The following is a 14,540-nucleotide window of genomic DNA, read 5'->3' on the forward strand; positions in this document are numbered from 1 at the left end:
GAAACAGATCTTGGATCTGTCGATTAACGTCTTGCGTTCAGTTTTGAAGGCTCATTGTAAAATGATCTTCAAAACCTTGTTCTTTGAAAACTGGATAAAACGACATTGAAGCAAATTAAGTAACACATTTTTTATTATTAAGTTTTTTAGGCTTAATAACTAACTTTTAGGTTAAGTTATTAAGGGCGCATGGCGGATGCCTTGGCACTAGGAGCCGAAGAAGGACGGCACTAACACCGATATGCTTCGGGGAGCTGTAAGTGAGCTTTGATCCGGAGATTTCCGAATGGGGGAACCCACTGTTCGTAATGGAGCAGTATCTTGACGTGAATACATAGCGTCTTGATGGCAGACCCAGGGAACTGAAACATCTAAGTACCTGGAGGAAGAGAAAGAAAAATCGATTCCCTGAGTAGCGGCGAGCGAAACGGGAATAGCCCAAACTAAGAGGCTTGCCTCTTGGGGTTGTAGGACACTCTATATGGAGTTACAAAGGAATGAGTTAAATGAAGCGGTCTGGAAAGGCCCGCCAGAGCAGGTAACAGCCCTGTAGTTGAAAGTTCATTCTCTCTTGAGTGTATCCTGAGTACGGCGGAACACGTGAAATTCCGTCGGAATCTGGGAGGACCATCTCCCAAGGCTAAATACTACCTAGTGACCGATAGTGAACCAGTACCGTGAGGGAAAGGTGAAAAGCACCCCGGAAGGGGAGTGAAATAGATCCTGAAACCATGTGCCTACAAGTAGTTAGAGCCCGTTAATGGGTGATAGCGTGCCTTTTGTAGAATGAACCGGCGAGTTACGATTACATGCGAGGTTAAGTTTTAGAAGACGGAGCCGTAGCGAAAGCGAGTCTGAATAGGGCGAATGAGTATGTGGTTGTAGACCCGAAACCAGGTGATCTACCCATGTCCAGGGTGAAGGTAAGGTAACACTTACTGGAGGCCCGAACCCACGTACGTTGAAAAGTGCGGGGATGAGGTGTGGGTAGCGGAGAAATTCCAATCGAACCTGGAGATAGCTGGTTCTCTCCGAAATAGCTTTAGGGCTAGCCTCGTGATAGAGAATCCTGGAGGTAGAGCACTGTTTGAACTAGGGGTCCATCCCGGATTACCGAATTCAGACAAACTCCGAATGCCAGTGATTTATGCACGGGAGTCAGACTGCGAGTGATAAGATCCGTAGTCAAAAGGGAAACAGCCCAGACCACCAGCTAAGGTCCCAAAGTAATTGTTAAGTGGAAAAGGATGTGACGTTGCTTAGACAACCAGGATGTTGGCTCAGAAGCAGCCATCATTTAAAGAGTGCGTAATAGCTCACTGGTCGAGTGACGCTGCGCCGAAAATGTATCGGGGCTAAACAATTCACCGAAGCTGTGGATGGACATCTTAGATGTCCGTGGTAGGAGAGCGTTCTAAGTGCTGTGAAGTCAGACCGGAAGGACTGGTGGAGCGCTTAGAAGTGAGAATGCCGGTATGAGTAGCGAAAGACGGGTGAGAATCCCGTCCACCGAATGACTAAGGTTTCCTGAGGAAGGCTCGTCCGCTCAGGGTTAGTCGGGACCTAAGCCGAGGCCGATAGGCGTAGGCGATGGACAACAGGTTGATATTCCTGTACCACCTATTTACCATTTGAGCAATGGGGGGACGCAGTAGGATAGGGTAAGCATGCTGTTGGTTATGCATGTTCAAGCAGTGAGGCGTGAAATGAGGCAAATCCCATTTCTATAACGTTGAGCTGTGATGACGAGGACGTATGTCCGGAGTTCCTGATTTCACACTGCCAAGAAAAGCCTCTAGCGAGGTAAAAGGTGCCCGTACCGCAAACCGACACAGGTAGTCGAGGAGAGAATCCTAAGGTGTGCGAGAGAACTCTCGTTAAGGAACTCGGCAAAATGACCCCGTAACTTCGGGAGAAGGGGTGCTCTAGTAGGGTGAAAGCCCGAGAGAGCCGCAGTGAATAGGCCCAGGCGACTGTTTAGCAAAAACACAGGTCTCTGCAAAACCGTAAGGTGACGTATAGGGGCTGACGCCTGCCCGGTGCTGGAAGGTTAAGAGGAGTGCTTAGCGCAAGCGAAGGTGCGAATTGAAGCCCCAGTAAACGGCGGCCGTAACTATAACGGTCCTAAGGTAGCGAAATTCCTTGTCGGGTAAGTTCCGACCCGCACGAAAGGCGTAACGATCTGGGCACTGTCTCAACGAGAGACTCGGTGAAATTATAGTACCTGTGAAGATGCAGGTTACCCGCGACAGGACGGAAAGACCCCGTGGAGCTTTACTGTAGCCTGATATTGAATTTTGATACATCTTGTACAGGATAGGTAGGAGCCAGAGATTCCGGAGCGCCAGCTTCGGAGGAGGCGTTGGTGGGATACTACCCTAGATGTATTGAACTTCTAACCCATGCCCCTTAGCGGGGTAGGAGACAGTGTCAGGCGGGCAGTTTGACTGGGGCGGTCGCCTCCTAAAGAGTAACGGAGGCGCCCAAAGGTTCCCTCAGAATGGTTGGAAATCATTCGTAGAGTGTAAAGGCATAAGGGAGCTTGACTGCGAGACCTACAAGTCGAGCAGGGTCGAAAGACGGGCTTAGTGATCCGGTGGTTCCGCATGGAAGGGCCATCGCTCAACGGATAAAAGCTACCCCGGGGATAACAGGCTTATCTCCCCCAAGAGTCCACATCGACGGGGAGGTTTGGCACCTCGATGTCGGCTCATCGCATCCTGGGGCTGTAGTCGGTCCCAAGGGTTGGGCTGTTCGCCCATTAAAGCGGTACGCGAGCTGGGTTCAGAACGTCGTGAGACAGTTCGGTCCCTATCCGTCGTGGGCGTAGGAAATTTGAGAGGAGCTGTCCTTAGTACGAGAGGACCGGGATGGACACACCGCTGGTGTACCAGTTGTTCTGCCAAGGGCATCGCTGGGTAGCTATGTGTGGACGGGATAAGTGCTGAAAGCATCTAAGCATGAAGCCCCCCTCAAGATGAGATTTCCCATTACGCAAGTAAGTAAGATCCCTCAAAGACGATGAGGTAGATAGGTTCGAGGTGGAAGTGTGGCGACATACGGAGCTGACGAATACTAATAGATCGAGGACTTAACCAAATTTTACTTAACAAACTTCAATGTAATTTATCCAGTTTTGAGAGAATAAGAAAAAAACTTTTCTAAAATAGCAAAAAAAACACTTGCTAAACTTTAAAAAAGATGTTATAATAATTCTTGTCCTTAAGAAAATAGTCTAGTGACGATAGCAAAGAGGTCACACCCGTTCCCATGCCGAACACGGAAGTTAAGCTCTTTAGCGCCGATGGTAGTTGGGGGTTTCCCCCTGTGAGAGTAGGACGTTGCTAGGCGAACAATATGGAGGATTAGCTCAGCTGGGAGAGCACCTGCCTTACAAGCAGGGGGTCGGCGGTTCGATCCCGTCATCCTCCACCATTATTTTTAATAAACAATGCCGGTGTAGCTCAGTTGGTAGAGCAACTGACTTGTAATCAGTAGGTCGAGGGTTCGACTCCTTTCGCCGGCACCATTCATTTCATATGAGCCATTAGCTCAGTTGGTAGAGCATCTGACTTTTAATCAGAGGGTCGTAGGTTCGAATCCTACATGGCTCACCATTTTTAAAAAACATTATATGCGGGTGTGGCGGAACTGGCAGACGCACTAGACTTAGGATCTAGCGCCGCAAGGCGTGGGGGTTCGACTCCCTTCACCCGCACCATAATTTTTAAGTTTATCAGCATATTGCGGAAGTAGTTCAGTGGTAGAACACCACCTTGCCAAGGTGGGGGTCGCGAGTTCGAACCTCGTCTTCCGCTCCAAAATATGCCGGGGTGGCGGAACTGGCAGACGCACAGGACTTAAAATCCTGCGGTAGGTGACTACCGTACCGGTTCGATTCCGGTCCTCGGCACCAACTTTTAATATAATACAAGTGATATAAATGCGCCCGTAGCTCAATTGGATAGAGCGTCTGACTACGGATCAGAAGGTTGTGGATTCGACTTCTGCCGGGCGCGCCATTAACGGGAAGTAGCTCAGCTTGGTAGAGCACTTGGTTTGGGACCAAGGGGTCGCAGGTTCGAATCCTGTCTTCCCGACCATTAATACTTTAACCCTATGGGGCCTTAGCTCAGCTGGGAGAGCGCCTGCCTTGCACGCAGGAGGTCAGCGGTTCGATCCCGCTAGGCTCCACCAATTTATTGCTAAATTTAATACCATCATGGCGGCGTAGCTCAGCTGGCTAGAGCGTACGGTTCATACCCGTGAGGTCGGGGGTTCGATCCCCTCTGCCGCCATACTAACCAAACTAAAGGACCTTTAGCTCAGTTGGTTAGAGCAGACGGCTCATAACCGTCCGGTCGCAGGTTCGAGTCCTGCAAGGTCCACCATCTACACAACGTTATATTTTTTGGAGGAATACCCAAGTCTGGCTGAAGGGATCGGTCTTGAAAACCGACAGGCGGGTCATACCGCGCGGGGGTTCGAATCCCTCTTCCTCCTCCATTTTTAAAAAGTTAATTTCATAATATCATTATCGCGGGGTGGAGCAGTTCGGTAGCTCGTCGGGCTCATAACCCGAAGGTCACAGGTTCAAATCCTGTCCCCGCAACCAAATGGTCCGGTAGTTCAGTTGGTTAGAATGCCTGCCTGTCACGCAGGAGGTCGCGGGTTCGAGTCCCGTCCGGACCGCCATTTTTTAAAAATATTGTATTAATCATCATGGGTCAGTAGCTCAGTTGGTAGAGCATTAGATTGAAGCTCTAAGTGTCGGCGGTTCGATTCCGTCCTGACCCACCATGATGCGGGTGTAGTTTAGTGGTAAAACCACAGCCTTCCAAGCTGTTGTCGAGAGTTCGATTCTCTTCACCCGCTCCAATTTTATGGGCCTATAGCTCAGCTGGTTAGAGCGCACGCCTGATAAGCGTGAGGTCGATGGTTCGAGTCCATTTAGGCCCACCATTAAAATTTTTCCGAAGTAGCTCAGTGGTAGAGCATCCGGCTGTTAACCGGACGGTCGTAGGTTCGAGTCCTACCTTCGGAGCCATATATGGGGAAGTACTCAAGTGGCTGAAGAGGCGCCCCTGCTAAGGGTGTAGGTCGCGTAAGCGGCGCGAGGGTTCAAATCCCTCCTTCTCCGCCATATAGGCCCCTTGGTCAAGCGGTTAAGACACCGCCCTTTCACGGCGGTAACACGGGTTCGAATCCCGTAGGGGTCATACTAAAAAACCATTAGAATCATATTTGATTCTAATGGTTTTTTTGCGTTTGGAAAGTAAATTGAAAAGGCGTATTTTTAATGAGTTAAAGCAATTTTTGCAGATTATGAAAAAGAGTTCTTTATAATTAGGCAAGATAAAAATCATCATAAATATATGAAGTAACATACTAAGTAAGGGCTGTTTGCGGTACTTAGATTTTTTATATTATATACTGTTGACCTTAACGTTACGTCAAACTATATAGTAGAAACATGGAGGTGAAAAGAGATGGAAATGACGATTCAAAAACTTGCTCAGCTGTCAGGAGTTAGTTCAAGAACATTGCGTTATTATGATGATATTGGCTTGTTAAAACCTGCACGTGTAAATTCTTCAGGTTATCGTATTTATGGGCAAGAAGAGATTGATTTGTTACAGCAAATATTATTTTATCGTGAATTAGGATTTAAGTTAGAAGTCATTAAAGAGATCATAACAGTCGAGAATTTTGACTATAAGAATGCCTTAATGGAGCATTATAAGGCATTAATGGAGAAACGCCAACAATTAGATGTCATGATAACAACAGTAACTAAAACGATTAGTGCTATGAATGGAGGAATTCAAATGTCAAACGAAGAAAAGTTTGAAGGTTTAAAGGAAAATTTGATTTTAGATAATGAAAAACAATATGGCCAAGAGATACGACAAAATTACGGAGAAGCTACAGTTGATTCTTCAAATAATAAAGTGCGAAAAATGACCGAACAGCAATATGAAGAAGTGCAAGCATTAGAGCAAGAAGTGATGAGTTTATTAAAGCGAGCAATGGAAACTGGTCAAGCTGATAGTGATGTTGCTCAGCGTGCTGCTGAAACACATAAGCGATGGTTAATGTATTATTGGCCAAAGTATAGCAAAGAAGCACATGCAGGACTTGCAGAAATGTATCTGGCAGATGAACGTTTCACGAGCTATTATGACAAAGAGCAAACTGGTACAGCGCAACTTTTAAGAGATGCTATATTAATCTATACTGGAATGAACAATTAGAGTACTGCAAAAAGCAGTACTCTTTTTTATGTTTGATTTAAAAAATATAGGAAATAATAATAAATAGGTTATATTAATGGAGGAATAAAATGACGAACACAAAATATCAAAATTTAAAAAATCAAATGATACAAGAGTTATTTGTGTTGCAGGGAAGAAAATATACACATGAGCCCCTAGAGTCAACAGAGTTATCCAATTATGACAACCATCCTGCAGATCAAGCAACTGATTTAACAGACCAAGTGACAGAAATGGCGATAGGCGAACATAATGAACAGCAAATTGAAAAACTTGAGGCTGCGTTGCGAGCTATTGATGATGGTACGTATGGAAAATGTAGCGAATGTGGAGAAGACATTCCATTTGGTCGATTAGAGGCTATTCCAACAGCACTTACATGTGTTGAACATGTACCAGATGATAAGGTACCTACTGACAGACCTGTTGAGGAAGAAATATTAAATGCTTCAACAGAGCGACCTATACTGGATGAAAGATCGATTGTTGATAATGAGGACAGTTTTCTAGAAGTAGAAGCATACGGTTCCTCAGATTCACCTAGCGACCAAATAGAATAAAGCAAAAATGGGACTGTGAAGATACAGTTCCATTTTTGTTGTGCTCAATATTAATGACAATTATATGAAGTTAGAAAGCTCTTTGATGAATTATTCAGAAAATTATATACATGTTAAGTGTACATAATAGTAAAATGGAAATATATAGATTTTATTGTATATAGAGTATTTATAGGTTTAATTACAGTTTCATCAACCGATTGATAAATAAGGGGTGAAAATAAAGATGTGGGAAAAATACTCTTTATTACTTAGTGGAATCGGCGTATCGTTTTTTGGAAATTGGATTTACATAATCGCGTTGAATGTATTGGTTCTTGATATGACCAAATCAGCAGTAGCAGTTGCAGGTATTTATATTGTAGGCCCTGTTGCAAAGTTACTAACGAATTTCTTTGCCGGCTCCATTATTGATAGGCAGAATAAGAGAAGATTAATGATATTGTCTGATGTGGTTAGAGGTTTACTAGTGCTACTTGTGCCTTTTATGGGGTCGATTTGGATTATTTATACCATAATATTTGTTGCAAATATGGCCGGCTCCTTTTTTGGGCCCAGCTCTACTTTTTATATTACGAAATTTGTAAAGGAAACCGATCGACGACGATTCAATTCAATCATGAGTATGATGAATTCAGGTTCGTTTTTAATCGGCCCAGCGCTTGCAGGTATACTAATTGCAACAGTTGGTACAACGATATGTGTCGTGATTAACGCAGTTACATTCTTTTGTTGTGCGATTTGTATTTACTTGTTACCAAATATTGAAGATGAAACAATATTAAAGCGGGAACCAATTACATTAAAAATGATGTTAGCAGATTGGCAGGTTGTTAAGTCATATATAAAACAAGACCATCATTTTATAAAAGTATATTTATTATTCCAAGTTGCTTTAATGATTGCTTTTTCTCTAGATTCACAAGAGGTGACATTTATTAAACAGAACTTAGGATTATCTAATCAAATGTATGGAATAATCGTTAGTATTACGGGCATAGGCTCGATTATTGGAGCATCTATATCAGCAATGTTGGTGAAAAAAATATCATTACAAACGTACTTTGCGGTAGGTATGTTGATGACAACAGTTGGCTATTTATTATTTTACAGCTCGGTAGGGTTTTGGACAGCTACTGCAGCATTTATCTTTTTAGGGTTCTTTATGTCATTCGCCAACTCAGGATATGATACTTTCTATCAAAAAAATGTGCCAACAGAAATTATGGGGCGGTTTGGTAGTGTTACAGCAATGTTCTTAAGTATTTTACAAATTTCATTTACTTTTATTATCGGTGCTCTAGCTGAATGGTTTTCTTTACAAATGGTGGCTGTAGGGTTTTCGGCAATAGCAGTGCTACTGTCGGTTATATTGTGCACACAAGTATTTCAAAAATCAAACAAGCGATATTATGCTGAAACATCGTAACCATGTATAATATGTGCAGTAAGATAGCTAATGGGGGTACAACATATGAATATTATCGATTTGCATTGTGATGTGTTATGGAAATTGTCCATAGCCGAAGAACCACTTAATTTTAGAAATGCACCACAATTACAAGCAAATTTAGAACGCTTAAAGCAAGGAAAAGTGAAGGTGCAATTTTTTGCGATTTTCGTAGATGAAGATATACCTCAAGGGAGAAAATACTTAGAGGCACTCCGCCAAATTGAATTATTCCAAACACAAGTGCTTGCTCCAAATCCGGAGATGGTACATATTACAGATTGGCATCAACTAGAAACGCTACAAGAAGGTGAAATTGGAGCGGTTTTAACATTAGAAGGTTGTGATGCCATCGGAGCCGATCTATTCAAATTACAGGCAATATTAGACGCAGGAGTGAAACTAGTTGGCCTCACTTGGAATAATGAGAATGCTGTTGCTTATGGTGCACAAAATGACCCTAATTTAGGTTTGAAAGATTTTGCAAAAGAGGTTGTGGCATTATTAAATGAACGTGACATTCTCATAGATGTGTCACATTTGAATATGCAGGGATTTTGGGATGTGCTACCGATAGCAAAACATATTATTGCTAGTCATTCGAATGCACGTGCATTATGTGACCATCCTCGTAATTTAACGGATGAACAGGCAAAGGCTCTTGTAGAACATGGTGGTCATATTCATCTAGTTTATTATCCAGAGTTCATTGTCAATCATACTGAATCAGCTACGATGGACGCATTGATTCAACATTTTGTGCATTTAGCGAATGTAGTTGGAGTAGAGAATTTAGGGCTAGGATCAGATTTTGACGGCATTCACCAGTTTGTAGAAAATTTACAGAATGCATCTCAAACTCAAAATTTGTTAGAGAAATTGCAAGAACATTTTACTAAAGATGAAGTGAAAGGTATTGCGAGTAATAACTTCTTATCTTATGTGAAAAAAATACAAAAATAAGCATTATGAAACGTCATGACGCAGGTTGTCATGACGTTTTTTTATGGAGAAAATAAAAAATCATTTTTCTGCAGTGAAGTTAATTCTTTGTTATTTTCACTAGTACTTGCTTATTTTTGCCGAAAATAATTAAATCGTAAGTATCTTTCATTATCCGGTCTTTAGTGGATTCTAATGCGAAAAATTTCTTGAGAGTCTCTTTTAAATAAGTGACATTTTCGGACTTAGACTTATCTAACCCCGTATTTAAAGAAATATAGGTCTTTCCATTCTTTATTTGATAACTTACACCTTTCAGCATGTAATCACTTTTCCCAATAATATTATCAGAAATAGTGCTAATGATTGGACTCCATCTATAATCTTGTTGTCTTTTCGATTTGTCATAAAGTTTAAATTCAACTTTTTTAAATTTAAACTTTTCCTTTTTTAAAGCCTTTTCCACAGCTTGCTTTATAGTCTTTTTTCTTTTTTCAGTATTAGGTAATTCTATAACGAGGACTCCAGACTTTATACCGTTATATTCTATACTAGGCGGTGTATCATATCCGAACTTTTTCATGGTTTTTGAAATGATAGGGAAGATGTTCAACAGTTCTTTATTGATTTTTTCAGTTTTAGATGGCAACTCATTAGGAGGAACATTTTCGAATTTTTCAATTTTGATTTTATAAACGTCAATATAATGGGTTGCCAAAATTTCTTCAACTTTCTTTGTCACTATTGGTTTTTCTTTTTCCAATTCTTCATTAGTTAGATGGAGGGAAATAGTTATGGTATGAGGATTTGGTATTACTCCGACACTCATAACTTCATAATCGGAGTTGTTTAAAGTATCAAAAATTTCCCGCGTAACAGGAATCCCACCCATATCTAATTGGATTGGAGCTAACTTCTTTTCATTACTAGCCATTACTGGTGAAATGGTGGTATTACTTACAAAAAGGCATAAGAAAGCAATTGCAATGCTTACAAAGAAATGTGGCTTCTTCAATAGATTACGTTTTACTTTCATAAATGCTGTCTTCTGTAGCTTGGCATCTAGGTGTTTTCTCGTAGTGATAACCCCTTTTCTTCATTTTTTAGTCCCTTAATAATATTGATTTCTACCCTTCATTTAAATCGGAATGTACATAAGTAAAATATATGTTAGTAGATAAAATCTCATGACATAATCTATCACGACGTTTATATTTTAGCTGTATTAGAATTTTTTAGTAAATTACTAGCGAAAATACATAGAAAATGCGATTGAACTTTGCAAATGAAGTGCCGAATTGCCAATAAAGATGTATGATAGTATAGGATATTTAAGTATGTACGAGTGGATTCCAGTAATTGGTGGAATCCGTTGACGGAGGGAATTTTCATGAATCGGAAGTTGTCAGCAACAACCGGCGACCGAATTGAAACAGAGCAATCGACATTATATTTTCATATAGAAACAATAGAAGTAAGTCGATTGTCAGCGCTCGCCTTTTTTGAAGCGGGTGAGCAATCATTTGCTGGGCAACGATTTTTTTGGCAAAATCGTGAAAAAACATTTACGCTTGCAGGTTTGGGGCATGCTCATACAATTTCAAGCGATGCAAAAGAACATAGATTTGATGACGTTGAACAACAATGGAAAAAGCTAACGCAAAATGTTGTGAATGATGAAAGTAATATTCAACCCATTTTGTTTGGTGGTTTTACATTTGATACGGAAAATGAAGTGTCAGGTGAATGGACAGGTTTCCCAGAAGCTTTTTTTGCTGTTGCAACATATCAACTTGTAGTGAAAAATGATAAAGCTTATGTGAGTATTCATTTGATCACTGATGAAGAAAATACGACAGAAGCGCTCAATGCTTTACGCAAAGAGCGTGATGAATTGATTCATACAGCGCAAGTAAAGGCGTTAAAAACATATGCCAAGCCACAAATTAAGGGCAGCTATGAGCCTTATAAAGAAGAATACTTGGAATCAATTAGCAAGGTGACGTCTTTAATACGCCAAAAAGAAGCAGATAAAGTTGTTATTGCACGATCGCTCGCCTTGCAATTTGAAGAACAAGTAACATCTCCTAATGTGTTGTCACAAGTAATGATGGAGCAGCCAGAAAGTTATCTATTTGGCCTAGAAGAACAAGGTAAATTGTTTTTTGGAGCATCACCTGAGCGTTTAGTAAAGGTTTCCGATAAATATGCCTACTCTTCATGTATTGCAGGTTCTATCAAACGCGGGAAAACGGCTGAAGAAGATGACTTGCTAGGACAAAGCTTATTAAATGATACGAAAAACCTTTCCGAGCATCAATATGTGGTGGATATGATCTTGCAGACATTTAAAGAAAACTGTGCAAGTTATCAAATTCCAAATGCGCCTCAGTTGTTGAAAATTAGAGATATACAACATTTGTTTACACCAGTTGAAGGGCCATTGAAAGAAGAAGCGACTGTTTTACAATTAGTAAAAACATTGCACCCAACACCGGCTTTAGGGGGCGTACCTCGTATGAAGGCTATGGAAGTAATACGAGAATATGAGCCAATGAATCGAGGTCTCTATGCAGCTCCAATTGGGTGGCTAGATGCTCAAGGTAACGGGGAATTTGCTGTAGCTATTCGTTCGGCTCTTTTAGCTAAAGATCAAGCATTTTTATATGCTGGTGGTGGCATTGTGGCTGATTCACAACCAAGCAGTGAATACGATGAAACTTTAGTGAAATTCCGTCCAATGTTACGAGCTTTAGGAGGACAATTACATGAGTGAGAAAGAGACTTTAACGAGCTATGTTTATAAGCTCGTTGCGTCATTATATGAGGCAGGTGCACGAGATGTAGTTGTGAGTCCAGGCTCACGCTCAACTCCACTTGCTTATGCTTTTGCTTCTTCAAAGGAATTTAATTTATACCGTCAAGTAGATGAGCGTTCTGCAGCATTTTTGGCATTAGGTATTGCAAAGGCAAGTGTGCGACCGGTTGTGCTAGTTTGTACATCAGGAACAGCGGCAGCGAATTACTTCCCTGCTATTGTAGAAGCGAGCTATGCGCGTGTACCTTTGATCATTTTAACGGCAGATCGTCCACATGAATTACGTGAAGTTGGGGCACCACAAGCAATCGACCAAGTGAATTTATATGGTACGCATGTAAAATGGTCAGTGGACTTCCCACTACCAGATACATCAACAGGGACAATGTCATTTATCGAACGCCATATAGCACGTGCGATATCGATTGCGACGACTGCACCTGCTGGCCCTGTACAAATTAATGTACCATTCCGTGAACCACTACTCATCAATTTCCAAGAGACATTACCAGTCGGAACCTTTGTGGAAAGTTACGAAGCTGAATTACGCCCTTCGAAAAAAGCATTTAATACATTAGAGGCTGCAATTAATAAAGCTGAAAAAGGATTATTAATCTTCGGTGAGATGAATCCAGGAGTGGACTTAGAAGCTGTTTGGGATTTTATTCGAAAGGTGAAATGGCCAGTTCTTGTAGAGAGCCTATCTCATTTACGCTCGAATATTCCTGAAGATTGTATGGATTATATCATTGATCAGTATGATGCTATTTTGAAAAACGAGGCTTTTAAAAATTCGATGGCACCTAATACTGTTATTCGCTTTGGTGCACAGCTAGTATCAAAACCTCTTTCAATATTTTTAACTTTGGTTAAACCAGATACATTTATAGTAATAGATGAGGATCCGATATTCCGTGATTCTTTAGCAATTGCAACACACCACATACATGCTAGTGTCAGTGACTGGTTAGAAGATGTCACTGTTGAGTCAACAATCGATACTATTTATAGATCTAAATGGATTGCTGCGAATGATATTGCAACAAAGCAAATTGAGCAGTATTTAGAAGAGCAATCTGATGAGGGTGCAATGGCAGCGACGCTATTTACAAATTTACCTGAAGCAAGTGATTTATTTGCTAGTAGTAGTATGCCAATCCGAGATGTGGATACATTTTTTAATAAAACGGTAAAAGATGTAAAAGTTTTTGCCAATCGTGGTGCAAATGGCATTGACGGTGTTGTATCTACTGCTTTTGGTGTGCAAATTGCAAGACAGCGTGAAACGTATTTATTGATTGGTGATTTAGCGTTTTTACATGATGTGAATGGATTAATTACTACACGATATCAAGGGTGTAATATGACGATCGTTGTGATGAATAATGATGGCGGTGGTATTTTCTCATATTTAGCACAAGCTACAGAAGAAGCACATTATGAAGAATTATTCGGAACACCTTCAGGACTTAACTTTAAAGAAATCGCGATAATGTATGGAGCAGAATATCAGGCTGTAGAAACAAAAGAGGAATTTGTAGAAGTGTTACAAACACCAAAACAAAAACCTCTACGTTTGATAGAAGTATTTACAAATCGTCAAGTAAATGTTGCGACACACCGTAAATTATGGAGAGCGATTGGTGAGGAGTTAGATGCAAAATGGCAAGCGTAATAATGACAGTAAACGGTTTAAACGTGCATTATGAAATTATTAATCCGCGCGTCGAAAAAACCGTTGTATTATTACATGGCTTTACGGGTAGCTCTGCAACATGGGACAAAGTAATGAGTTTAATGGGTGATCAAGTACGTATCATTGCAATTGATTTAATTGGTCATGGTTACACAGATAGCCCGAAAAATGTAGAGCATTATTCCATGGAGAAGCAAATTGCAGTCATACATGAATTGTTGGTACAACGTGGTATCAATAAATTCACGTTAGTAGGTTATTCTATGGGGGGACGCATCGCATTAGCTTATGCTTTGCAATATCCCGAAACAATTGAGCAACTTATTTTGGAAAGTGCTTCACCAGGTCTGCAAACGATTGAAGAACGCACTGACAGAGTAAAAGCTGATAATACTCTAGCAGATCGTCTTGAAGAAGAAGGTATACAAGCATTTGTGGATTATTGGGAGAACATATCCTTATTCGAATCCCAAAAACACTTACCTCTAGACATTCAAGAGGAAATTCGTGCAGAGCGCTTATTGCAAAATGAAAGAGGTTTAGCAAATAGTTTAAGAGGTGTTGGTACAGGTCAACAGAATTCATATTGGGATGAGTTGGCAGCCTTTACTAAACCTGTTGTTTTAGTAACAGGTGAGTTAGATAAGAAATTTTATCAAAAAGCTATCGACATGAAGAATTTATTCAAAAATTGTAAGCATGTAGTCGTACCAAAAGCTGGACATGCAATTCATGTGGAAAATCCTGAAACTTTTGCTACAATAATAGAGGAACAAATTTAAAAATTACAAGTAGGAGG

General features: G+C 40.9%; 8 protein-coding genes, 20 tRNA genes and 2 rRNA genes. 29 read left to right on the forward strand and 1 reads right to left on the reverse strand.

Annotated elements, in window-relative coordinates:
• The first annotated feature begins 169 nt into the window (after positions 1-169).
• The 26 genes from AC3IS5_RS04065 to AC3IS5_RS04190 all read left to right on the forward strand — a co-directional run bounded on the left by AC3IS5_RS04065 (position 170) and on the right by AC3IS5_RS04190 (position 9,248).
• Positions 170-3,099 (forward strand): 23S ribosomal RNA (locus AC3IS5_RS04065).
• 135 nt (positions 3,100-3,234) lie between these two features.
• Positions 3,235-3,350, forward strand: a 5S ribosomal RNA gene (gene rrf, locus AC3IS5_RS04070).
• A 9-nt stretch (positions 3,351-3,359) separates the two neighbouring features.
• Positions 3,360-3,435: transfer RNA gene (locus tag AC3IS5_RS04075), tRNA-Val, on the forward strand.
• 18 nt (positions 3,436-3,453) lie between these two features.
• Positions 3,454-3,529: transfer RNA gene (locus AC3IS5_RS04080), tRNA-Thr, on the forward strand.
• Positions 3,530-3,541: 12 nt separating this feature from the next.
• Positions 3,542-3,617: transfer RNA gene (locus AC3IS5_RS04085), tRNA-Lys, on the forward strand.
• A gap of 19 nt (positions 3,618-3,636) precedes the next feature.
• Positions 3,637-3,721, forward strand: a tRNA-Leu gene (locus AC3IS5_RS04090).
• Positions 3,722-3,746: 25 nt separating this feature from the next.
• Positions 3,747-3,821 (forward strand) — tRNA-Gly (locus AC3IS5_RS04095).
• 6 nt (positions 3,822-3,827) lie between these two features.
• A tRNA-Leu gene (locus AC3IS5_RS04100) sits at positions 3,828-3,916 on the forward strand.
• A gap of 29 nt (positions 3,917-3,945) precedes the next feature.
• Positions 3,946-4,022: transfer RNA gene (locus AC3IS5_RS04105), tRNA-Arg, on the forward strand.
• Positions 4,023-4,026: 4 nt separating this feature from the next.
• Positions 4,027-4,103 (forward strand) — tRNA-Pro (locus AC3IS5_RS04110).
• 18 nt (positions 4,104-4,121) lie between these two features.
• Positions 4,122-4,197 (forward strand) — tRNA-Ala (locus AC3IS5_RS04115).
• A gap of 27 nt (positions 4,198-4,224) precedes the next feature.
• Positions 4,225-4,298, forward strand: a tRNA-Met gene (locus AC3IS5_RS04120).
• 16 nt (positions 4,299-4,314) lie between these two features.
• A tRNA-Ile gene (locus AC3IS5_RS04125) sits at positions 4,315-4,391 on the forward strand.
• A 22-nt stretch (positions 4,392-4,413) separates the two neighbouring features.
• Positions 4,414-4,506, forward strand: a tRNA-Ser gene (locus AC3IS5_RS04130).
• A gap of 32 nt (positions 4,507-4,538) precedes the next feature.
• Positions 4,539-4,615 (forward strand) — tRNA-Met (locus AC3IS5_RS04135).
• 3 nt (positions 4,616-4,618) lie between these two features.
• A tRNA-Asp gene (locus tag AC3IS5_RS04140) sits at positions 4,619-4,695 on the forward strand.
• Between the two features lie 29 nt (positions 4,696-4,724).
• Positions 4,725-4,800, forward strand: a tRNA-Phe gene (locus AC3IS5_RS04145).
• Positions 4,801-4,804: 4 nt separating this feature from the next.
• Positions 4,805-4,878 (forward strand) — tRNA-Gly (locus AC3IS5_RS04150).
• A 7-nt stretch (positions 4,879-4,885) separates the two neighbouring features.
• Positions 4,886-4,962 (forward strand) — tRNA-Ile (locus AC3IS5_RS04155).
• Positions 4,963-4,972: 10 nt separating this feature from the next.
• Positions 4,973-5,047 (forward strand) — tRNA-Asn (locus AC3IS5_RS04160).
• 5 nt (positions 5,048-5,052) lie between these two features.
• Positions 5,053-5,143: transfer RNA gene (locus AC3IS5_RS04165), tRNA-Ser, on the forward strand.
• A 4-nt stretch (positions 5,144-5,147) separates the two neighbouring features.
• A tRNA-Glu gene (locus AC3IS5_RS04170) sits at positions 5,148-5,219 on the forward strand.
• A gap of 270 nt (positions 5,220-5,489) precedes the next feature.
• On the forward strand, positions 5,490-6,254 hold the full coding sequence (locus tag AC3IS5_RS04175) for a MerR family transcriptional regulator (protein WP_489426677.1): 765 nt from the start codon (positions 5,490-5,492) through the stop codon (positions 6,252-6,254).
• Positions 6,255-6,343: 89 nt separating this feature from the next.
• Positions 6,344-6,835, forward strand: a complete 492-nt coding sequence (locus AC3IS5_RS04180; RefSeq protein ID WP_489426678.1) for a TraR/DksA C4-type zinc finger protein — start codon at positions 6,344-6,346, stop codon at positions 6,833-6,835.
• Between the two features lie 226 nt (positions 6,836-7,061).
• Positions 7,062-8,264, forward strand: a complete 1,203-nt coding sequence (locus tag AC3IS5_RS04185; RefSeq protein ID WP_489426679.1) for an MFS transporter — start codon at positions 7,062-7,064, stop codon at positions 8,262-8,264.
• Between the two features lie 45 nt (positions 8,265-8,309).
• Positions 8,310-9,248 (forward strand): dipeptidase, encoded by a 939-nt coding sequence (locus tag AC3IS5_RS04190; RefSeq protein WP_489426680.1) that lies wholly within the window; start codon positions 8,310-8,312, stop codon positions 9,246-9,248.
• Positions 9,249-9,327: 79 nt separating this feature from the next.
• On the opposite strand, the gene AC3IS5_RS04195 is transcribed toward AC3IS5_RS04190, so the two are convergent.
• On the reverse strand, positions 9,328-10,263 hold the full coding sequence (locus AC3IS5_RS04195) for a hypothetical protein (RefSeq protein ID WP_489426681.1): 936 nt from the start codon (positions 10,261-10,263) through the stop codon (positions 9,328-9,330).
• A 354-nt stretch (positions 10,264-10,617) separates the two neighbouring features.
• Between AC3IS5_RS04195 and AC3IS5_RS04200 the strand changes: the two genes are divergently transcribed.
• Genes AC3IS5_RS04200 through menH form a run of 3 tightly spaced genes read left to right on the forward strand, consistent with a single transcriptional unit; the run spans position 10,618 to position 14,523 of the window.
• Positions 10,618-12,003, forward strand: coding sequence for an isochorismate synthase (locus tag AC3IS5_RS04200; RefSeq protein WP_489426682.1), 1,386 nt, complete (start codon positions 10,618-10,620; stop codon positions 12,001-12,003).
• Entirely contained in the window at positions 11,996-13,720 is a 1,725-nt protein-coding gene (gene menD / locus AC3IS5_RS04205; protein WP_489426683.1) for a 2-succinyl-5-enolpyruvyl-6-hydroxy-3-cyclohexene-1-carboxylic-acid synthase, read from the forward strand. Before AC3IS5_RS04200 ends, menD begins: the two co-directional genes overlap by 8 nt.
• Positions 13,708-14,523: a 2-succinyl-6-hydroxy-2,4-cyclohexadiene-1-carboxylate synthase gene (menH, locus tag AC3IS5_RS04210; RefSeq protein ID WP_489426684.1), complete on the forward strand. Its 816-nt coding sequence runs from the start codon at positions 13,708-13,710 to the stop codon at positions 14,521-14,523. The genes menD and menH overlap by 13 nt, the downstream gene beginning before the upstream one ends.
• Positions 14,524-14,540 lie beyond the last annotated feature (17 nt).

The organism is Viridibacillus sp. KH_047, assembly GCF_057838945.1.